At 45.5% G+C, this 22,080-nt stretch carries 17 protein-coding genes; 11 read left to right on the plus strand and 6 right to left on the minus strand.

Annotated elements, in window-relative coordinates; translation table 11 throughout:
• Nucleotides 1–170 precede the first annotated feature (170 nt).
• A complete protein-coding gene (locus L0U89_RS08520) occupies nucleotides 171–401 on the minus strand; it encodes an STAG domain-containing protein (RefSeq protein WP_234861146.1) in 231 nt (76 codons plus the stop codon).
• A 78-nt stretch (nucleotides 402–479) separates the two neighbouring features.
• On the opposite strand from L0U89_RS08520, the gene tnpA reads away from it, so the two are divergent.
• Together tnpA and L0U89_RS08530 are read left to right on the plus strand one after the other, a co-directional pair.
• Nucleotides 480–932: an IS200/IS605 family transposase gene (gene tnpA / locus L0U89_RS08525; protein WP_234861147.1), complete on the plus strand. Its 453-nt coding sequence runs from the start codon at nucleotides 480–482 to the stop codon at nucleotides 930–932.
• A gap of 366 nt (nucleotides 933–1,298) precedes the next feature.
• The gene (locus L0U89_RS08530; protein WP_234861148.1) at nucleotides 1,299–3,629 is read left to right on the plus strand and encodes an ABC transporter permease; all 2,331 of its coding nucleotides are present in this window, start codon (nucleotides 1,299–1,301) and stop codon (nucleotides 3,627–3,629) included.
• A gap of 271 nt (nucleotides 3,630–3,900) precedes the next feature.
• On the opposite strand, the gene L0U89_RS08535 is transcribed toward L0U89_RS08530, so the two are convergent.
• Nucleotides 3,901–4,287 (minus strand): response regulator, encoded by a 387-nt coding sequence (locus tag L0U89_RS08535; protein WP_008626028.1) that lies wholly within the window; start codon nucleotides 4,285–4,287, stop codon nucleotides 3,901–3,903.
• A 4-nt stretch (nucleotides 4,288–4,291) separates the two neighbouring features.
• The gene (locus tag L0U89_RS08540; protein WP_234861149.1) at nucleotides 4,292–7,189 is read right to left on the minus strand and encodes a PAS domain S-box protein; all 2,898 of its coding nucleotides are present in this window, start codon (nucleotides 7,187–7,189) and stop codon (nucleotides 4,292–4,294) included.
• 1,176 nt (nucleotides 7,190–8,365) lie between these two features.
• Here L0U89_RS08540 and L0U89_RS08545 point away from each other — a divergent pair.
• On the plus strand, nucleotides 8,366–8,992 hold the full coding sequence (locus L0U89_RS08545; protein WP_234861150.1) for a hypothetical protein: 627 nt from the start codon (nucleotides 8,366–8,368) through the stop codon (nucleotides 8,990–8,992).
• 177 nt (nucleotides 8,993–9,169) lie between these two features.
• Nucleotides 9,170–9,643, plus strand: coding sequence for a glycosyl-4,4'-diaponeurosporenoate acyltransferase CrtO family protein (locus tag L0U89_RS08550; protein ID WP_234861151.1), 474 nt, complete (start codon nucleotides 9,170–9,172; stop codon nucleotides 9,641–9,643).
• A gap of 239 nt (nucleotides 9,644–9,882) precedes the next feature.
• On the opposite strand, the gene L0U89_RS08555 is transcribed toward L0U89_RS08550, so the two are convergent.
• Together L0U89_RS08555 and L0U89_RS08560 are read right to left on the minus strand one after the other, a co-directional pair.
• Complete coding sequence (locus tag L0U89_RS08555) at nucleotides 9,883–10,707, minus strand: SDR family oxidoreductase (protein ID WP_234861152.1); 825 nt, start codon at nucleotides 10,705–10,707, stop codon at nucleotides 9,883–9,885.
• A 316-nt stretch (nucleotides 10,708–11,023) separates the two neighbouring features.
• Nucleotides 11,024–12,529, minus strand: coding sequence for an arylsulfatase (locus tag L0U89_RS08560; protein WP_234861153.1), 1,506 nt, complete (start codon nucleotides 12,527–12,529; stop codon nucleotides 11,024–11,026).
• A gap of 405 nt (nucleotides 12,530–12,934) precedes the next feature.
• Between L0U89_RS08560 and L0U89_RS08565 the strand changes: the two genes are divergently transcribed.
• From L0U89_RS08565 to L0U89_RS08575, 3 genes are all read left to right on the plus strand, one after another.
• The gene (locus L0U89_RS08565; protein WP_234861154.1) at nucleotides 12,935–13,909 is read left to right on the plus strand and encodes a hypothetical protein; all 975 of its coding nucleotides are present in this window, start codon (nucleotides 12,935–12,937) and stop codon (nucleotides 13,907–13,909) included.
• A 19-nt stretch (nucleotides 13,910–13,928) separates the two neighbouring features.
• On the plus strand, nucleotides 13,929–14,519 hold the full coding sequence (locus L0U89_RS08570) for a hypothetical protein (RefSeq protein WP_234861155.1): 591 nt from the start codon (nucleotides 13,929–13,931) through the stop codon (nucleotides 14,517–14,519).
• 163 nt (nucleotides 14,520–14,682) lie between these two features.
• Nucleotides 14,683–15,729 carry a TolB family protein gene (locus L0U89_RS08575; protein WP_234861156.1) on the plus strand — a complete coding sequence of 349 codons (1,047 nt, stop codon included), beginning with the start codon at nucleotides 14,683–14,685 and terminating at the stop codon, nucleotides 15,727–15,729.
• Nucleotides 15,730–15,907: 178 nt separating this feature from the next.
• Here L0U89_RS08575 and L0U89_RS08580 read toward each other — a convergent pair whose 3' ends face one another.
• The gene (locus L0U89_RS08580; protein WP_234861157.1) at nucleotides 15,908–17,020 is read right to left on the minus strand and encodes a fatty acid desaturase family protein; all 1,113 of its coding nucleotides are present in this window, start codon (nucleotides 17,018–17,020) and stop codon (nucleotides 15,908–15,910) included.
• A 452-nt stretch (nucleotides 17,021–17,472) separates the two neighbouring features.
• Between L0U89_RS08580 and L0U89_RS08585 the strand changes: the two genes are divergently transcribed.
• The 4 genes from L0U89_RS08585 (at nucleotide 17,473) to L0U89_RS08600 (ending at nucleotide 21,827) form a co-directional block, all read left to right on the plus strand.
• Entirely contained in the window at nucleotides 17,473–19,578 is a 2,106-nt protein-coding gene (locus L0U89_RS08585; RefSeq protein ID WP_234861158.1) for an acylase, read from the plus strand.
• A gap of 60 nt (nucleotides 19,579–19,638) precedes the next feature.
• Complete coding sequence (locus tag L0U89_RS08590; protein ID WP_234861159.1) at nucleotides 19,639–20,415, plus strand: threonine/serine exporter family protein; 777 nt, start codon at nucleotides 19,639–19,641, stop codon at nucleotides 20,413–20,415.
• A gap of 23 nt (nucleotides 20,416–20,438) precedes the next feature.
• Nucleotides 20,439–20,915, plus strand: a complete 477-nt coding sequence (locus L0U89_RS08595; RefSeq protein WP_234861160.1) for a threonine/serine exporter family protein — start codon at nucleotides 20,439–20,441, stop codon at nucleotides 20,913–20,915.
• A 255-nt stretch (nucleotides 20,916–21,170) separates the two neighbouring features.
• Nucleotides 21,171–21,827, plus strand: a complete 657-nt coding sequence (locus tag L0U89_RS08600; RefSeq protein ID WP_234861161.1) for a porin family protein — start codon at nucleotides 21,171–21,173, stop codon at nucleotides 21,825–21,827.
• The last annotated feature ends 253 nt before the right edge of the window (nucleotides 21,828–22,080 follow it).

A 22,080-nucleotide genomic window follows, 5' to 3' on the forward strand; every position in this document is an offset into this window, starting at 1 on the left:
CCGTTTCGGTTCAAACTGTACCGGTTTTCCTTTTCCATGGTCTGTGTCTCCCCCTCCATGGTCTATGCCCCGAAGACCATTTTAACTTTCTCCACCACTCCCCGACCGACAAAAACAAAAACGATACGATGGATGCCGCCCCTTCAGCAAGGGGCGATACCTATTTCTTTTTAGCCCTGAAAGGGCGTAATCCCATAGACATGGCTGTAGGCCATGTCTGAAAGGGCGTAATCCCATAGACATGGCTGTAGGCCATGTCTGAAAGGGCGTAATCCCATAGACATGGCTGAAGGCCATGTCTGAAAGGACGTCATCACATAGACATGATTGTAGGCCATGTCTGAAAGGGCGTAATCCCATAGACATGGCTGTAGGCCATGGCTGAAAGGGCGCCATCTCATAGACTGTGGGCCATGTCTTGAAATCGAATAAAACTATATTTATATTTAAAAGTATCCAGATTCAACTTTTTGCAAGCTATGGGACAATCCTTGGTAAAAAACTACATTCACCTGGTTTTTAGCACAAAACATCGATATCCGTTTATTTCGGAGGATATTGAAAAAGAACTATTCAACTACTTGGGCGGCATTTGCAAGCAATTTGATTGCAAACCGATCAGGGTTGGAGGATACAAGGACCATATCCATCTCCTTTGTCTTTTGTCCCAAAAAATACCCTTAATGAAACTTGTAGAAGAGGTAAAAAGTCATTCCTCAAAATGGATGAAGACCAAAGGTGATGGATTCACCGATTTTTATTGGCAAAATGGCTATGGTGCATTTTCCGTTAATCCGTCCGATGTTGACAAGGTGATTGAATACATCGAAAACCAGGAAACGCACCACCGCGAAAAGTCATTTCAGGCAGAATTCCGCCAATTTTTGAAAAAATACAAGGTAGAATATGATGAGAGGTATGTTTGGGATTAGTTTTTTGGATGCCGTCCCTTCAGCAAGGGGCGATACCTATTTCTTTTTAGCCCTGAAAGGGCGCAATCTCACAGACATGGTTGTAGGCCATGGCTGAAAGGGCGTAATCCCATAGACATGGCTGTAGGCCATGGCTGAAAGGGCGTAATCCCATAGACATGGCTGTAGGCCATGTCTTTTTACCGGATTGTGTCAAATTGAGACAACAGGCGTACAAAAATCCAAGATGTTTTCATGACTATTTTTGATAAAATCTTGAAAATAAGTCAGTTGATTTTTTGGCCCAAGCATTGTCATTATAGTTGGGATTGGGGGGGCTGACCCAGTATTTGGCGGATTTTTCATTTAAGATCAAAAATTGAAGGTATGATTAGGACCAACCTAAAAATCGCAATACGGATACTCTGGAAAAACAAACTGTTTTCATTGGTGAATATTCTGGGTTTGTCATTGAGTATGGCGGTAGGTGTCATTCTTTTCACAGGTCTGAAAGCCACCTATGATACAGACCATTTCCATCCGAAATTAAATCAACTTGTACGGATACTCACCTTGGAATCTATCGAAGGGGTACAAACCAAATGGGCAACGGCACCATTTCCGTTGGCGAATCAAATAGAAAGCATCTCCTTTGTTGAAAAAACGGCGAGGCTACGTATGTCAGGAGCGCATAACCTGCAAACCGACAAAGGAGATGTACCGATCGATATCAAATTTACAGAGCCTTCTTTTTTTGATGTATTTGGCTTTAAAATATTGTCAGGTAATGTACAGAGCCTTGCGGATAATCCCACGGCCATTTTTCTCTCTGAAAAAACGGCGAAAAAAATATTTGGAAATACCAATGCCATAGGAAATACTGTTCAAATTGAAAACTTGGGTTCCTATACCGTTGAGGGAATTATCCAAGACCCTCCGTTTGAGACACATCTACCCTTTGAGGCAATTGGTTCTATCAAAGCCTCTGAAATTCTTGAAAAAGAGGGTGTAATCGGGAATGTTAGTGAAAATTGGGAAAACTTTAAGAGCTCCGCCATTTACGGAAGGTTAAAATCAGAGGATGATTTGGAGCAGCTCAATGCAACGCTGCAGACCTACAATAGGAAGTTCGACAAGAGCAGTATACAGTTCCTGGCACAACCGATAGAGAATATTACGCCTAGAAACAAGGATATAATCAATGACACCAATGCGGGCGTCGATGAAGAGGGAATAAAAGTACAGCTGATCTTAATTTTTACCCTTACCCTTTTGTCTGCGTTCAACTATATCAGTTTGTCCTTGGCGCGTGCCTTCTCCCGGGCGCATGAAGTTGGTATCCGCAAGACGGTGGGCGCAAAAAGAGCTGAAATCATGGGGCAATTTCTAACCGAGTCTACCCTCGTTGCCCTATTGGCCTTGTTTTTTACAGTGCCGTGTGTGAACATTCTAATGCACAATATCCCGGATATGGATATGGATTTTTCTTGGGATCCCATCTTTATCCTGGGCTTGGTAACCTATGCGGTAATTACCGGCTTGGTAGCGGGAGCATTTCCCTCATGGCTTTTGTCCGCATTTCAGCCTATTCAGATTTTGCGAAAAATGAAGAACATAAAGCTGTTCCAGGGTGTCGCGATCTACAAAGTTTTGATTGTCCTGCAATTTTCAGCAAGTATCATGCTGATGGTAATCTTTGTGACATTAACCGACTACGTCATAAAGGAAAATGCTAAGATTAGCTCCACCGTGCCACCCCATGTGCTGACACTTGATTTGAAGGGCGAGAAATATGAAAAACTGCAGTACGAGATAAGTCAGTTGAGTCAGGTTGAAACGACTTTTGCGACAAACTGGTATTTTGAACCAATTAAGATGGGTAAATCTTCTGTTACATTTAATGATAAATCCCTGATAATAAATCATGTAAGTATCGACCCAAAAACAATTGAAACAGAAGGAATCAGATTAACATCCGGGCAAAATTTTCCCGAAAATATGCCCCATAGTATTGAGCAATACGTGTTGGTCAACGAATCTGCCGCAAAATTACTGGATCCTAAGCTTGAAAATATTGTAGGCCAAAATCTACTGCTGGACTCTGTCTATGTACAAATCATTGGTATCATGCCCAACGAAACCATTGGCAAATCAATTCCTTTGGTCTATCGGTATTTGCCCAGTGAAATCAGCGCATTGACGATAAAAATAAAGCCAGGAACAGAATTGATGGTAACCCAAGCGATTCAGAACTTATGGAAAAACCATGTTCCTGATAAGACGGCAAATATTCAAAACTTGGAAGAACGTTATTCAGGAGAAGGCAATAGAGAGAGAATGGGTTTCTTTGGTGGCTTTGCGCTAATAATTATTATAATCGCAGGTTTGGGCATTCTAGGCATCGCCAGTTACACCACAGAAATACGCACCAAAGAACTGGGTGTAAGGAAAGTATTGGGTGCAAGCAACATAAACTTGGTATGGACAGCTACCGGAAAGTTCGCCGTGCTTATCCTCATTGCTGGATTAATGGGGGTACCGGCAGGTATTTTTGGCGCTGATTTATTAAGAGAGGATATGGGAAGTCAGTTGGATTTGGGTCCAATCAATGTAGGCATCGGTTTTGGTGTGGTGGCGGTACTTGGTTTATTGACTGTTTTATCCCAAACCATTCGAGCAGGAAAAATTGAACCGGTAAAGGTTTTAAAGGCCGAGTAAAAAAGCCAGAATATTCACTGGAAGGCTGAGAGGATCGCCTTTCAATTAACGCTTCCCCCCTTTCTCGAGGCAGCCGTTTCAAGCGCTGACAAAGTCGATTTGGATCAAAAAATGATCCCACAGGAATCATATATGGGCAGGTCCTTCTAAGGAACGCAACCCGGGGAGAACAATCCACAAAACATCCCGAGCTTGTGGCCGAAATAATGTCAAATGTGCATTGGGCTTTCCGCCTAAAACAGGGAAGGTTTGACCAAAGTTAATTTCCAAATTATGAAGCCTCTAAAATTTTATTGAAATCCTGGTTGCTCAAAGGCTTGTGATAGAACTTTTTGACGCAGGCATATTGTCCTGCTCTTTCTATGTCACTCTTGTCTGTGGACGAGGACAAAATGTATAAGGTAATATTGGCGGAAGTACTCCATTGGCTTGCCTGCATTGCTTCCAAAAAGCCCCAGCCATCCAACACGGGCATATTCAGATCCAAGAGAATAATGCTTTCGGCATCGTCTTCAAGGTGGTCATTCAATTTTTCCAGGCCTATTCTCCCATTTTCGCATGGAAAAAACACAAGGGAATTATCAATGCGGCGCATCATCCTCTCTACCATTAAGCGAAGGACACCATCATCATCAATCAAAAATACATTTTTGCTCATTGGTTTAGTTATCTTTGATATATTGGGCATCTTTGATGATAGTTTTGATGATTTCATCCATTTCCTCAGATGAAATTTTCAATTGATCGAGCCAATACATCAAGTCGTCAAGACTGTCTTTCTGGGTTTCAATGAGATTGATAATACCCAAAATCCTTGCCAAAGGTGCACGGACAAGATGCGATTGGGTCCAGGCAATGGATTTGAGCTTTTCATAGGCCTCTTTGATTTTTTCCTCTGCCAGTTTTTTTGCAGTGATGTCTATGCGTAAGGCTAAAAATTTAATGGGAGAGCCATTTTCATCCAAAAAAGGAACTATGGTCGTATCTACCCAATAAAAAGTCCCGTCTTTTTTCTTGTTGCGCACTTCACCCCGCCATATTTTGCCGGATTTGATGGTCTTCCAAAAATCCTTAAAAAATTCTTTTGAATGATATTGGGAATTGATCATCCTGTGCGTGGAACCGATTAACTCTTCACGGGAATACTGGGAAAGCTCCGAAAATTTATCGTTCACGTCGATAATAACACCATGAGTGTCAGTAATGGTAAAAATTGCAGATTGGTCCACAGCATATTGATAATCCTGAAGCATTTTTAGACTTTGTGCCAGTTCGATTTCAATGGTCTTATAGGCATGAATATCCTGAAAGCTGCCAAGGATGCGCTTACAATGTCCGCTTATCATATCTGCCCGTCCAATGGCCCGCACCCATCTTTCGTTGTTTTTGGCAGTAACAATCACGGCCTCAAAATCAAAATTTTTGCCTTTTTCTTGGCATTCCTGAACAGAACGGCGCACCATATCCCGAAAATCCTCCCGGTAGAACTCTATACTTGTCCCCAAATCAGGAACAAATGTGTTCGGATCTGTTTCGTGAAGTTCATGTGTAATATCTGACCACAGGATTCTATTATTCACAAAATTCACCTCCCAACTACCTATCCGCGCCATTTGTGTTGCCTCAGAGAGCAGCTCTTCATTTTTTGTTTCATTGGTAATATCCAACACAAATGAGTTGAAGAGTATTGTGCCATCTGCCAGAAAATTGGGCGAGCCTATGCCCAGAAATCTGCGTAAATCACCGTTTGGCATGATACTCCGGTACCTTGACATCCATTGGGACCTGGCACTTAATGCTTTCACGATATCTTTTTTGACCTGCTCAGCATCTCCGCCTGCTTTGGTCTGATTCCAGACCAGATTGACATCCCGCTCTACTTCCTCCGGGCTGTAACCCCAAATCTGATAGGCACCTTTGCTTACCGAACGTAAAGCATCTGTACCATCGGGAAAAAGAAGGTACTGAAAAACTACTCCGGGTAAATTATCCGCCAGGTCCCTTAGGCGAAGCTGTGCCATTTTGCGATCAGTGATATCTTCGCAAATGGCTACTGTTTTGGTAGGCTTCCCATTCTTGTCCCTAATGAATGCAATATGGAGCCGCACCCAGATGATGGTGCCGTCTTTTTTGATGTAGCGCTTTTCGTTTCTATATTCCGCTTCGCCCCGGGCTGCTTTACTGAATATTTCCCAATCCTTACTCCTATCTTCTGGGTGAGTCAGCTCTAGAAATGTCATATTTCCAAGTTCTTCGGCAGTATACCCGGTAATCGTTTCATAAAATGAGTTGATCAGGATGATTCGGCCATTGGCGGGATCCACTTGGGCAATTCCGAGTGAAGCGATTTCGAAAATTGATCTGAAATTGGCTTCACTTTTCTGTAGGGAATCTTCGGCCATTTTCCGGTCGGTGATGTCTTCAGAAAGTATGGCAATTTCATCATTACCTATCGAAACAATCACCAGACGTAGCCAGGTCTGCATGGAAACAATTTCACCCACATATACATCTTCCAGAACTGTAGTATTACCTGTATTCGCTACATCCACATAGGCTTCGAAAACCTCGGAATCACGATGGGAGGGAAACACTTCAAGAAGCCTCATGCCGATGATTCGATCACGATCCGTATTATTGATCCTTGCGATTGCCTCGTTTTCATAAATCCACTCAAAATCAACAATAATCCCTTCCTTGTCCCGCACAGGCTTCAAAATGGTAAAGCCATCCGGGGACATTTCCTGAACGAGTCTAAATCGCTTTTCGCTTTTTTGGAGCTCCGCAGTGATCTCCAAAAAACGGAATTCCGTTTCCTTTTTTCTGGTAATGTCCTGAATAGCACATTCGAAAGCATAAGGACTGCCCGTTTTATCTTTGAGCAAACTCCCCTTTTGCCTTACCCATTTAATTCTACCGTCCGGTAAAATGACCCTATGTGCAAAATCAAGTGCTTCCTTTCCAGCAAATGCGGCACTTTTTGCTTTTTGAAAGGCTTCCAGATCTTCAGGATGTATAGATTGCTCAAAGTCGGCAAAGTTCAATTCAAAATCTTGCTTATTTCTGCCCAGGATTTTGAACACCTCTTCAGTACAAAAAAGGACGTTATTATCTAATTTCAACCTGCAATAACCGATTTTCCCAAGAGAGGAAATTGCTTCAAGCTGTTTGCTTTTTTCTTGTAGCAAACCCAATTGCTTTTCATGCTGGGTTACATCCTGACAGGTTACCAGCACACAGTCAAGGTCGTCAAATCTTAGTTTGTATCCATCAACTGCAAGGCGAAGCTGTTCTCCACTCTTCTTTTGATATGTAAATTCCCCAAAGTAGGTACTCCCGTCAGTATTGACCGCAAGTCCATGAGCTTCCAGAAATACAGGAATTTCATTTTCGGGCATAAGGTCTTTTTGGCTAAGCAAAAGAAATTCATCTTTTGAAAAACCAAAAAGATCCAAAGCAGACTGATTGACCTCAAGTATCTGAAAACTTTTCAGGTCATAAATCCAGGAAGGGTGTTTGTTCTGGTAGAATAAGCCACTATAATCGGGGGACTTCCTCAAACTTCACACATTTGGTTGGCATAAAATCTTTCACTCAATTTTTATCCTATCACTCAGATGACACATATCTGCTTTTCTGAAAAACCTGTCAGTTTTCGTCAGCTATCTTTTTAGCTATCTATAGAGTTCATTATCAAACGGATTCCAACTCTTTTGTTAATTAAAAAGTAGCTTTCTATTTACCGGTTTTGAATAGATAACTAAATTCACCCTTAATCTAAGGAATAAATCTAACAAATTCTAAGAAAAACCACAAACATCAGGATTAAGGTTTTCGCTTTATCCGATGTTCATAAAAATTGATTGCGGTTTTATTGATTGCTATGAAGGAAACTTCATTTACCACATAGTTCACAGAGCACACAGAGACCGTCGCGGATCGAAAGCTATGTCACTGTGTGCTATGTTGTTTAAAATTAATCCTATCCATGGTCTGTCACTCAAAGACCATCTTATCCTGCTCCACCTCTCCCCGACCCTCTCCTCTTGGAGAGGGAGAAGTTGAAAAAAATGAGAATCCATTGCAGATCGAGAATTGATCAGCCTCATAGGGGCGATTTGATTGTAGTAGAAGGTGTTTTATCGGGACCACGAGCCTCGGAGAGGCGATTTGATGGTTTGATCGCTACGCAGTAAACTTCATTCACCACATAGTTCACAGAGCACACAGAGACCGTCGCGGATCGAAAGCTATGTCACTATGTGCGCTATGTGGTTGAGAAACAATTCCCTTGCTGGGTGGGTCCGCGACAATCGGGATGTAATCCCACCCTCCTCCCTACCTGCCAATTTGTAATTGGCTCAACACCATTCCTCGCACTGCGAGCTGGACGTGGTTAATATTCTCTCTCTCTTGTTACTTTTTTCTTGACAAAACCTGTCTGCCGACAGGCAGGAAGTAACCAATCCCGATAATAATCGGGAGTCAAGAAAGTCCGATCCTATCAGCCCACAAGGCCCCGGCCGGCCCGGCGGACTTTCATTCCCCCGCGCGGTCAGAAGAAGGAATCTTTTGCAGATTTAGGATGTGGTCCACCTCTCCCCGACCCTCTCCTCTAGGAGCGGGAGAAGTAGAAAACAAAGAGCATCCCCTAAATATCCCAGTGATTTTTCCCAAACCACCTAAAAAATCTTATCTTGGTTCCAGAACAAAAAACCGACACAAATTTCTACCCCATGAAAATCCGGAATTTTGTACTTGTACCCGTTTTTTTCCTGAGCATGTTTGGATGTGTGCCGGAGGAAGAGGAAATGATCGTGGAATCCTGTGAGGGCTTTGATTTTACCATTCCGGCGCGGGATTGGATGCTGCTGCTTCCCGGGCCGGATTATGTATTCCGAAGCGGTGAAAAAACACGCAAGGTAATCTCGGATTACAGGATCTCCGAACCCTTCTTGGTCAGCACTGACCCCGACAGGATTAGAGCCGGAGAAAGCAGATGCCATGGCCTTTATAGTTCAAACCACTGGACGGAGGATCACACAGTCTATATCTTCAATGAAGTCGGCTACGGGAAATCCTCCGGTTTGGGCCACATGAATGTGGGTTTCCAACAAATGATGTTCAGCTTGGAAATCGTCAACGATACTCTGGTAGGCAAGAGAATCAATTACACAGTCGATGACACCGAGGATTACCTTTTTAAAAATTACCCCAGTCTGGTTTTGAACGGAAAGAACTACGACAAAGTCTTCAAAATCAGCCAATCCAACCCAAATACCCAGCCCCAGGAAATCTATCTGGCCAGCCGTCTGGGTTTGGTGGCATTTGTCATGAAAGACAGCCTGTGGATTGTGGATTAAGACTCCCCGGACTGGATGAATCGTTTAGGCAAAGACGCCATAAGCGCAAAGCTCAGAGGACAGTCGCAAACCATTCGTGCATTCGTGGCTTTTTATCGACCAAGGACTGAGCGATTTTGCGTATTTTAGGAATCCTCCCCCGCTTTCCCTTTTTAAATGAATAGTCACACCTGACCCATGCTTTCGAATCACTTCCTGACCGGCCTCGGCTTTGGATTATCCCTCTCCATCGTCTCTTGGATGGTCGGAATCATCGGCAACGCCCTGCTGCTGAAAACAAGCTATTACGAAAGGCTGTCCCACCTCAATTTCATCCCAAGCAAAGCCCTGAACAAAGCACTCGGAATTGGAGAGTTCAAATGGATTGTGAAAAACACCTTTTTCAGATTCCTCAATCAGGGAATCAAGGTAGAAGGCAAAAACACCGATTTGAGCGCCATCCGCCATCAGATGACCCTTGCCGAGGTTAGCCACCTGATTGGATTTCTTTTCGTGGCTGCCTTTGCACTGTTCCAGACATTCAATATAAGCCTTGTTTTCGGACTCAGCATGATGATCCCAAATTCCATTCTCAACGCCTACCCCTCCCTACTTCAGCAAGAAAACAAAAGAAGAATCGACAAAGTCCTCAAGCGTCATGAATCCCGGTAGCGGATCCAAAAGGCTGTAGTTAAAAGGCAAAATGACTGAATCTACCCTGCTGTTTGTTCGCAGGTTTTTGCGCAGAAATGAAAGGTCTAGCCCCCACCATAATTTGTTCTCCCTGGGCCATTCCTTCTCCATAAATTGAACCGTGGACCCTGAGGTTCGAATTAGGAGCGCAAAAAAAATTGACGGTTCAGATGGAATCGCACACCCTCAATAAAACAGTGCCCAGTTCAGAGAAACAGTCAAGAGGACATCAATGCCATAAATGCTTCCGATCCGATGTCCCAAACTGTTGGGTAATCCTTTTCACGCCAAGCCGCCTCCATCCCACCGTCAATAATGATATTTTGGCCCACGATAAACCTTGCTTCCTCGCTGATCATGAATTTTACAAGGCCAGCGATATCCGAAGGTTTGGCGAAGGAGCCCAACGGCTGTGGGAGTTTTCGAATGATGGGTCCTTTTTGAGGATCTGCCAAGTCCTTTTCCAAAAGGGGGGTCAATACGGGGCCCGGTGAGATGGCATTCATCGTGATCCCACGACCCGCCCAGTTGGATGTATGGGCTTGGCTTCTCATCCATCGGAGGATAGCAAGTTTACTGACTTGATAGGCCATGGGATTCGTTTCACCCAATGAGGCAACGGCGGCTTCGAAATTGTCCTCCAACAAATCCGCCACAGGTGCCTCCGGAATCCCAGGCGTAATCACCACGGAATTGGAGGCGGTGATCAGTACGCTAGCACGCTCGTTGGCGGCAAGGACATCTCGAAGGCCTTCCAAAAGCACTACCACACCAAAATAATTCAATTGAAACACAAGCCTCACATTTGGGTTGTCAATTCCTGCATTGGCAATAAACCCATCTAGCCTTCCCCGGGAAAGTTCCTTGACTTCAGTAACAACCCGGATTCTTTCGTCTTGTCTTGTCAAATCCCCTTCCACTTCCGCTCCTTTTCCCGGAAGGTCAATTCCAATGATTTCATTTCCCGATTGTTCCAGCAAAGTCCGAAAAGCCAAACCCATGCCTGATTGGCTTCCGGTAATCGCAATGATTTTCTTCTTCATCCTGTTTGGTTAAAATATATCCGTCCTTTTGCCCAAGGCCAATTGTCAAATCTGCCCCGGTTGACTGCAGGAACTTTGAACTGAGGATTCAATCCGAACTTTTCCTCTTCAAAACAGCTCTATCGCGAGAACAAACTTCTGATTCAAGTTGCAAAGGATAGAATGCTTCCATTTACCTGTGGGTAACCTTCATAAATCCATCCTACAAAAACCGCGGTTTGCGAGACCTGAAAAACCACCGCAAGCATCCATCATTTTTTCCGGATTTGATGTTCAGATACCGGAAAATGAAGACGATTCACAGCTCAAGGACCGCCTACTTTTCACCCATCCGAAGGCTTCCCCCTTCTTGCCTTGGGGGAAAATCAGCGAGTGATTTGCTGTGTTCGCGAATGAGGTCCTGTACCTGACCACCCCAGGCTACGCCAAGCTTCATCGCTATTTCGCGGGATTTCCAATCATCGTGCCGCTCAAACGGATCGGCCCTGAGATTGAACATCAAGGCACTTGGCTTGTTGTAGTCGAAAAATCCCTCACGCTGCATGTTGTGGGATTTCCAGTTCCCAATCCGAATTGCGGTGAGTTCCTTTTCGTTATAATAGAGAATAAAATTCCGATTGGAAGGCCCCTGTCCTAACCAATGGTTGAGATTATTGACCCCATCGATGTATACCTTGTGGCTCTTTTTGAGTTTTTCATGCAGGTTATCCACGCCCGCGGCAGCAGCCAAGGTCGTGAAAAGGTCGGTCTGGTCCTGGATGCCATTGGAAACTGAGCCACCTTTGATCTTTGATGGCCAACGAACCAACAATGGCACCCGTACGCCGCCTTCCCAGGTAGTAGCTTTCTCAGAGCGAAAAGGGGTTGTACCACCGTCGGGGAACCAATCTGACATTGGACCGTTGTCGGCTGTGAACAGGACGATTGTATTGTCGGCAACGCCGAGGTCTTCGAGTTTCTGCAAAAGCTCACCCACCATCATATCCAACTCCATCATGCCGCTCCCAAACAGATCAAACTCGGAGGAATAGGGTGTAGCAAGATTTCTGCGCTCTGGCCTCATGTGGGTGTAGATATGCATACGGGTGGGGTTATGATAGACGAAAAATGGTTCCCCTGCTTTGACGGCACGCTCCATAAAATCCATTGCGCGGGCATTGAACTCGTCGTCGACAGTCTCCATTCGCTTGGGATCCAATGGCCCGGTATCTTTGATGATTTGCTTTCCCACCTTTCCAAAGCGTCCATCTACCTTCGGGTCATCCACATTCGTTGCCTTGCAATCCAACACGCCTCTGGGTTTATAACGCTGATCAAAACCAGGATCTTTTGGCCAAGAAGCAAGAAAAGGCTCTTCTTCGGTATTAAGGTGGTAGAGGTTACCATAAAACTCGTCGAATCCGTGCACCGTAGGCAAGTGCTCATTCCTGTCGCCCAGATGGTTTTTTCCAAATTGTCCCGTCCTATAACCCAATGGTTTGAGGATTTCCGCCAAGGTAGGATCCTTTTGACTCAACCCAATGGGCGAGCCTGCCATTCCAACAGTAGTTAATCCAGTTCTTATCGGCAATTGACCGGTGACCATCATGGCACGGCCGGGTGTGCAGGAAGGCGCGGAATAATGGTCGGTAAACAACATGCCCTCTTTCGCAAGACGGTCTATGTTGGGGGTGGGTACCATCATCCCGTGGCTGTAGGCACCGACGTTCCAGATTCCAACGTCATCGGTACAAATCAACAAAATGTTGGGCCTGTCGGATTTCTTTTGACCATATGCCACGGCGGTGGCAATAAACAGCAGCAAGGTGGCTAGTCTCAGCATATTTTGGGGAGGAAATTTTGGAAATGAATGACTTTGGAAGATAAAATGTACGCAAATTCAGAATCCAGAAAAAAAAAAATTTTTTGTTAAGTTTTAAGAAAACAAAATCCAAAGAACTGATCCAGATTATCCGAAAAAACTCCCAAGAAACATGACGATGCTTATTGTTCTTCCTGACATTAGGGAACCACGGTGTCGACCCAGTCAAGACTTCCAAAAGGCCGTTATTTGGGTTTAAAGCTATCTTTCATTCTGGGACCATTTCTTTCGTTTATTAGATTGAAGGAATTCAGGTTTTGATGGACAAATCGAAAAATCTTCCAAAACATTTGTCCCGACACTTATGGGAGATTTGGAAAACGAAATCATTGTAGATATCTTTTTCGCTTGATAATTCCTTCGCATATGATTACGCGCCTTTTGATTGTCTTTTTGGGCTTGGGGCTTTTCTCATGTATCAGTACCCCTACTCCTCCCCCGGACCCGATGGAGGAGGTCCGGTTTATCGGACGGACCCAAGTTTCCTTTCTCAACAGGGAAGCCACCCTCCTCCAACTCGAAGTGCGCTCAGAAGACCTCAGCAGTCAGCGCACGGTCGAAGTTCGTATCATGAAGCCATCGATACCGTCCAAAGGCGCCCTGGTGCTGAGTTCCGGCGGATTTGGCACAAACTTCTATGGCATCGGCTTGGAAACCAACACTACCTTGGACTTTGCGCTTAACCTTGGTCTGGAGACTTTCGAGATTAGGTGGCAGGGTTCAGAAGGCTGGGGTACGGGCATTGCGGGCGCAGGCTATCCGAAGGCGGTAAGGGCTTATGGCGTCATCCTCCGCTATTTGAAGACAAGTGAAATGACAAAGCCCGACAATATCATTGCCCATGGAGGAAGTGGCGGTTCCTTCCAAATCGCTTATGGATTGAGCCGTTTTGCCTTGGAAAATGATATACACCATGCCATACTCGTCGCAGGTCCACCAACGGCAGATCTGCCAAAGGGGATTTTTGGAGACAAAAATGGGGATGCATTTTGGCCGGATGGATTGGGGGGATTCCGAATCACCGACTATATCCACGGCTGGGACGGTAACGGCAACTATTGCCAAAACCGAAACCAAACACCTCCCCAATTTGTGTTGGATGCCCTCGACGAATCCTCGCTTCTTTCTACCCGCATTCCACCCGAATTGGACTACAGCACCAACCTCATCTTCATCAACACCAATGATGTGACTAACGCCGACGGACAGGGACGTCTGTTCTTTGATGCTGTCAAAAGCAAAAAAGAATGGCATTTTCTTCCCGAGGAGACTTCCCATGATGTAGCGGGCATCCCAGCCGGCGCCCAAAAAATCAGGCAGGTGTTACAGGAAATTCTTTAAAATATTCCGCTCCATTCCGATGAAAATTCGCTTTAATCTGTTTTTAGCCTTCATTGCAGCTATCCAAATCTGCAACGGACAAACGACCCCCGCCAAGGAGTTCCATGACGAGGACTTCAATTGGACCATTTTGATTCCCGAAAACTTCCAAACCGTCAGTACCGAGGAATGGACCAAAATGCAGAACCGGGGAGCGGAAGCCATTGAGGATACCTTTGGAGAGGAAATCATCAATCAAGCCAAGACGATTTTTGTGTTCCGAAGCAACCAATTCAACTACTTCGAGGCAAATTATCAGCCATTTGATCCCGAAGTGGACGGTGATTATATCGAGTCCTGCAAAAATGTCAATGCACTGATTTATGAGACATTTGCAACCCAAATACCGGATGCCAAAATAGATACCGCATCTTCGGTGGAAAAGATCGGCAAACTCGAATTCCAGACCCATACCATGAAAATCGTCCTTCCCAACAAGATGGTGATGCACCAGATCATGTACAGCCGCCTTTTTGGAAAGCGTGAGTTTTCGGTCAACATCATGTTTGTCGACCCGAAAAAAGGACAACAAATGCTCGATGCTTGGAAGAATTCAAGGTTTTCAGACTAAATTCAGAATCCTGGGTCCGTCCAAGGCTATGACTCGATTTCGCTTTGTAAAAAGGTAATTGGGAAATGAAGGATGTGTATTCGAGCCGAAATCCTCCAAATGTCGGTTGATTAGGCGATGGAATTCCCGATTAATTATGCTCACAAACTTTAGAAAAAACTTAATGAAAAAAAGTCTAACGGTAATTGCCTTCTTTATTTTCCAGCTGATTAACTCAGCCCATGCCCAAACGATCGAATCCTTGGCGAAGGAACTCCCGCCCTACTTCTCCATCCTGACTACTTGGGGGGTGAGACCCGAATGGGATGAGAAATCGGAAAATATCTATTTTTTGAATAAGCTCGTCGGTGACGTGTTTAAAATCAACATAGCCACCAAAGAGGTTTCCCAAGTCACCTCCGGGTTCTATCACGGCGGCATCCACCGCGTATTGTGTCTTTCTAATGGGGATTTGCTTTTGGCCATGGGCTCCAACATTTTTGACGCGACCAATCCCGAGAAGGACAGGCATGCGGGACTCGGACTGTACATTCTCACCAAGGAAAACCCTAGCAAACCCTATCCGCTGAATGCCTTTTGCGACGAGGGTCCCGCGGTATCAAAAAATAGCCTGAAGATAGCTTGGACGCTTCAGGGACAAAGGGAAATAAAAATGGGGGAAATACACTATGTGGATGGTGTCCCACAGCTGAAGGACGTAGAAACGATCATCTCCTACAATGACTCCTCAGCCTATGTTAGGCTGGAAACTCAGGATTTTAGGCCAACCAATGACGAAGAATTGATCTATACCCACTATTGGGGAGATGAAAGAGATCAGTACTTTAATTCCCAGGTGTTTGGATTCAATTTGGTTACGAAGAAGACAACCAAGTATACGGACCTTCCGAAAAGCTACAATGAAGCAGAAGGGATATTCCCAGACGGAGAATACATGGTAATCGAAAGTGATCGGCACCAGCCCATGGAGGAAAGGAACAAGTATAAACTCGATATATACAAACTCAAACTGGATGGCAGCGGGGAAGTTGAGCGCTTGGCCGATTTTTCCACCCGATATTTCAACAAGATCAAATCGGATAATCCTGTGGTCAACAAACATGGAAACCTTATCGCCCACCAGTTCGGCTATCAGAAAGGCGCGGGAGATGGACGGGGTATCTTCCTTTTTGATCTAGATGCATACGAAAGGCACAAGATGAAAAAGTGAGATCGAAGGCTAATAATGGCGACAAAATCCCCATCATGGTCTGTCTCCCAAAGACCATGAAAGTCTATACCCCGCACTTGTATCGCACGAGCAAATCATCCTGTGGGGATGATGTTGTTTTGCTTGTTTTCAAGCACCCAAGAAACCTGGTTTAGCCAAATTTTCGAACGATTCCCTCCTATGCGGAAACCACGGCAGGCTCTGTTATTGGTTTTTTCCCTAGCTCTTTGAGCATTCTCGTATGTGCGACAATGGCTTGGGCAAAAGTATCTTTCGATTTGTAAGGCAATCCAAATTCCCGCGCGGTGCGTTCCACGATCTTGGCAATTTTCCGGTAATGCACATGGCAGATATTGGGAAAAAGGTGATGTTCCACCTGGTAATTGAGCCCGCCGACATACCATGAGAATATCTTATGTCTTTGGCCAAAATTGGTCGTCGTATGGAGTTGGTGGATCGCCCAATTGTTTTCAAGATTGCCCTCCATATCGGCAACGGGATATTCTGTTCCCTCAACCACATGTGCAGGCTGGAAGATGATGGCGAGAATAAATCCTGCCACAAATTGCATCAGCAAGAAGCCCAACAAGACATGTCCCCAACCTACCGGAAGCAGCACCATGGGAAGTATGACCACGTAACCCGCGTAAATCAATTTGCTGATGAGCATTACCGCCCATTCCCGCCGGATGGATGAATTTTGGCGTTCAACGAAACCTTCTTGGTTGTATCGAGTGAGCCGTTGAAAATCCTTGAAGGTGATCCAAACCAAGGTAAGCAAGCCGTAGAAAAACCAGGCATAAATGTGCTGCCAACGGTGCATCGGCTTCCAATCAGAGCCTGGCGCCATCCGCAGGACACCCCTTGGACTGATATCTTCATCCACGTCGTGCACATTGGTATAGGTATGATGCAATACGTTGTGTTGGATTTTCCAGTTGAAAGCATGACCGCCGACAACGTTCAGGGAAAAACCGAGCAGGTTATTTACCCAAGCCTTGTTGGAATAGGCTCCGTGGTTGGCATCGTGCATCACCGACAAACCAATACCGGCTGTGCCTAGGCCCATGATAAAATAGAGCCCATAGAATACGGGCAGGTTTGGGAATGTTCCTGTGATCAGGAAAATGTATGGAACAAAAAACAACGCAAACATAAACACAGTTTTTACCACCATTTCGGTATTGGCAGTACGTTGGATGTTGTTATTCTTGAAATACGCATTCACGCGTTGCGTAAGCGTGGCATAAAACTCGGACTGCCCTCGGGCGAACTTAGGTGTATTCTTCATTCGGATGATTAACTTGACTAGCAAGGTAAATAAAACTTCAACGATATTTATCAGTTTGAAAAAATAAATACCCGAGACTCCGGTTAAAGTCAAAAAGTATTTCTGGATTTAGTCTGTCTCGAGTCCGTTTCCAATTTGCCAATCCTTCTTCATTCATCCATGAGGAGCCTTTACTGTGGAAATAGAAGTAGGCCCGTCCATGTATATGGAATTTACCAAAACAAATACGAGGGACTTCTCCAATACCATTCACAACGGGCTAATGGAAAATGCGCCCCCCCCTAGTGGCTTTAAAGATGAATATGCCTCAACCGTTTTTCATTTGACATGATTTCATCGACATGGCTTTTGCTTTGGTCTTGGGATACCATCTCGCTGAGGATGTAGAATGCTTTTTCCCATTTATATTTACAAATCCCCAGAAAACCATTTTCGCCAAAAGGCTGAATCCTATGCAAAAATCACTTCTCTTCACCCTTCTTGCTCTTGTCGCATTGTCGTGCCAAAGGGTCCTTAAACCCTCGGGCTGGGACACCAGCCAAATCGAAATCGTGCGGGATGAATTTGGGGTACCACATATTTTTGGAAAGACGGACGCCGATGTGGCTTATGGCTTGGCCTGGGCACATGCGGAAGATGATTTCGAAACCATCCAAAAGACCGTCTTGGCCGGAAAAGCATTGTTGGGACGGGTCTACGGGGAGCAAAGTGCGGGTGTTGATTTCTTTGTCCACTTACTCGAAACCAAGCAAATTGCCGAGGAAAAATATGAGTCAAGCTTTTCGCCCGCGTTCAAAAAGGTGCTGGAAGGCTATGCCGCTGGACTGAATGATTATGCATTGACCCATCCCGAGGAAGTGCTGTATGCCCCCGCTTTTCCGATCAATCCCCGGGAGATGCTATCCGCCTATATCCTATCGCTAGCCCAAATGTCTGGTGCTGACCGTGCGGTGCAGCAAATTGTCGGCGGGACTGTTGACTTGATTCCCGAAGACCAGAATCCCAAAGGCTCGAATGCCATCGCCATCCATTCCTCCAGGACCGATTCCGGAGAGACTTTCCTTGCAATCAACTCCCACCAGCCTTTGGAAGGACCCGTGGCCTGGTACGAAGCACATCTGCAATCAGAAGAGGGATGGAACATCGTAGGGGGACTTTTCCCAGGTGGCTCGATGGTATTCCATGGCGTAAACGAACATCTGGGCTGGGCGCATACCGTAAATACACCTGACTTTCTCGACCTGTACCAACTTGAGATCAATCCAGAAGATGAGGATGAATACATGGTCGACGGGGAATGGCTTAAAATGGAGTCCAAATACGTCTGGCTGAAAGTGCGACTTTGGGATTGGATCACGCTACCAATTCCGAAGAAAGTCTGGAAAAGCATCTATGGACCAACTTTGGTCACGGAGCAGGGTGCATTCTCCATACGTTTTGGAGCCTTGCAGCAAGTCGGTGCACCCGAACAGTGGTGGAGAATGAACAAGGCGAAGAATTTTGCCGAATGGGAAGCTGCCATGAATACCATGCAGCTCACCAATTTCAATACCGTCTACGCCGACAAGTACGACACGATTTTTTATGTCAGCAATGGTCTGCTACCGAAGCGAAAGCCCGGCCATGACTATTCAGGGACTGTCCCGGGAAATACCAAAGAGACGCTTTGGACCGAATTTCATGCCTTTTCCGAGCTTCCCCAGCAGGTAAATCCTCCATCCGGCTACCTATTCAATACAAACCATTCGCCATTCCGAGCAAGCGCTTGGGCGGATAACCTTGATCCAGAAAACTTCCCCAAAGAAATGGGCTTTGTTGACCGGGACAATAACCGCTCCCTGAGATTTCGGGAACTGATGCCCGATGCGGGAAGCATCAGCTATGAGGTTTTCGAACGGATCAAATTTGATCAAACCTTGCCTCATAAACAGGCCTTTCGGACGGATATGGAAATCTTGTTCAAATTGGACACGGCAGCATATCCGGATTTGAAGAAACAAATCCTGACGCTCGCGACTTGGGACAAATCGGCCGGAATAGATAGCGAAGGAGCGAGCCTTTTTGCTTTTATCTATTACTACTGGTGGGATGAATTTGCAAAAGCAGGCAGAAGTTTCGACACCATCCTGACCGAAAAAGAGGCCATTCAAGGCATTCGTGCAGCAAAATCACATTTTGAGACCCATTTTGGAAAGTCCCTGGTGCCTTTGGGAGCATACCAAAAATTGGTGCGTGGAGACAAGTCCTTGCCTCTGTGGGGAATTGACGATGTGTTGGCGGCCATGCGCACATCCCCTTGGGAAAATGGCATGCGGAAAGGTGTTCAGGGGGAATCTTACATCATGATGGTGAAGTTTGGCGACGGATTGCCGGAGATCGAAACGATCAATGTCTTTGGGGCAAGCAATCGTCCCGAAAGTCCCCATTACGCTGACCAAATGGTGCATTTTCTGAATCGGGAACTCAAGCCCATGAGTTTGGACAAAGCTACCGTACTGAAATCCGCGAAAAGAAGGTACAGGCCCGGAGGGGATGTTTTTTCCGCCCGGCAATACTAACGGCACGAATGCACCAAATCCGAAAACATGTATATTTGGAAGCTTTTTGAATCGTAATCCATGACCACACGACAGCCTGCAGAGCCTTCAAGACTCGGAAACCTCCTACTGCAGGCGGGAGTGGCACTCATCAAATCGGGTGCTGGCAGCAGCAGGGTGGTGAGCAACTTGTCGCGATTTGCCATGGCCTATGGGTATGAAGCCAATATCGATATGGGCACCCGCAATGTCTCAATTTCCCTCCACCTGGAAAATCAGGAAAACATCTTCTCCGGCTCGCGGAGCATAGCCACACTTCCCGGAGCCAATTTCAGGGTTGTCTCTGCGATCAGCAAACTCAGTTGGGATGTGATCGAGGAAGACATCAATATGGATATGGTGGAAGAAAGACTCAAGAAAGCCAAGGAAATGCCCATGTACAACCGGTATTTGATCCTGCTGTTGGTAGGATTGGCAGGTGCTGCGTTTTGTTTCACGTTTGGCGGCAACGCCACGGAAATGGCGATCACGTTTGCCGCCACTTTTATCGGATTATATCTGAAGCAGGAATTGGTCCGCAAGAAGTTTAACCCCTTTTTGGTCACTTACGCGAGTGCGGTAGTTGCTGCCACCGTCATCGGTATCTTTTGGAAGATAGGCGTGGATTCCAAATTGGACCATGCGTTCGCGACCTGCATCCTGTTTTTGATTCCCGGGGTACTCATGATCAATGCATTCATAGACCTAATGGACGGATACATCATCAATGGACTCGACCGGGGGATCAATGCCCTGATGCATGCATTTGCGATCGCCTCCGGCTTGGCGACGGTACTCTATATTTTTGGTGCAAGGTGATGGTGGATTGGCTGGACATAGTCTTGAAGGGTTTTTGGTGTGGCGTGGCCGCGATGGGATTCGCTGTACTTTTCAATGCACCGACTCGCGCCTTACTGGCCATTTTCCTGTGCGCTTTTGTGGCTGGGCTGATCAAGTTCTCAATATTCAATCCCATTGTAGGCGGTGGCATTATCCTGGCCTCGGCGTTGGCGGCGACTGCGGTAGGTTTTGCGAGCATTCCCGTCTCCCATTGGCGACACGTGCCTCCCGTGGTTATCGGGATACCCGCAGTGATTCCCTTAATCCCAGGTTCATTCGCCTACAGAACGATCTTGGGTTTGATCAATTTTATTTACAACACAGAGGTAGAGGTGTTGACCAGGATGGTTCACAACGGACTGATGACACTATTCATTATCCTGGTACTGGCCTTGGGCGTGACACTTCCCATGCTTTTGTTCAGGATCGAAAGTGTCAAGAATTTCAGGCTTTCCACATTTTTTAAAAAAGGTCAATAAATCGCCCCGCATGTCTTTATATTTATCGGATGCAGGCTATTTTCCGTCATGTTTTTTGTAACTTTCATATTGTCCGTCTGTCGATTTTATCCATTCGAAGCATGACAGTTATCATATTTCTCCAAAGGTTTAATCATAATCTTCCCGTATTCGAAAACCTACATTTGGACAATGGATGATTCTTTCAGAAAAAGTGGAAATCGCGATAAACTGATTATTTGAACAAAAACACAACAACATAAACCATTGAAGACAATGAAAAAGCCAATTATTTTGATCTTATTGATGTTGATGGGCGGATTTGGATTTGCCCAGGGTCTCCGTATCAACACGTACGCGGGCTATGTTTTCCCTGACCGCTTCGACAATTATTATTCCTCAAACTCTTATGCGCAAGGACAAATCCAAGATGGTTTTCGATGGGGTGTGGGCTTGGAGTATGCCATTCCCGGCAATCGTGCAATAGAACTCCAATACAAAAGGCAGGACACTACTGCCCCCACTACTTACAGGGATCCAAGTATCGGCGGTGGTGGCCTCAATACTGCCAACTTCGACGTAGGTATCAATTGGATCATGTTGAATTTCACCAATTATATCCCTGTCAATGAGACAGTGGAGCCATTTCTTGGAGGCGGTCTTGGCATGGGAATTTTTGATGTGAGAAATCCCGACAACGGAAGGACCAACAATGCGACGAAATTTGCTTGGAATATCAGGGGCGGCTCCAATTTTTGGGTCGCAGAAAATGTAGCCATTAGGATTCAGGCCTCTTTGTTTTCGGCGGTCCAATCGATGGGCGGTGGATTGTATTTTGGTACAGGCGGTGCGGGTGCCGGCGTGACGACCTTTTCCACCATGTACCAGTTTGGGTTTGATGGAGGCTTGGTATTCAGGCTTCCGGGGAAATAAGGGAATTGAGATTAGACATTTGAGACCGGGGAAAGCGGATGATATCGAGTTTTCCCCGGTTTTACTTTTTAAATATGGACGAGAGAACTTCACCTATTGCGAACCAGCATTTCCCTTCTGCGTTCAGGAAAAAGATTCCCTTCACCGTGTTACCCACTAAACTGCCCCTTGGTTTTACATACGTATTCTTGGTTTTGAAGAAATATTTTCCAACTTGCCTATTCTAGTTAAAAAAACAAACAATTTGCTATTG

This window comes from Mariniradius sediminis, assembly GCF_021491425.1.
Taxonomy (GTDB): Bacteria; Bacteroidota; Bacteroidia; order Cytophagales; family Cyclobacteriaceae; genus Mariniradius; species Mariniradius saccharolyticus.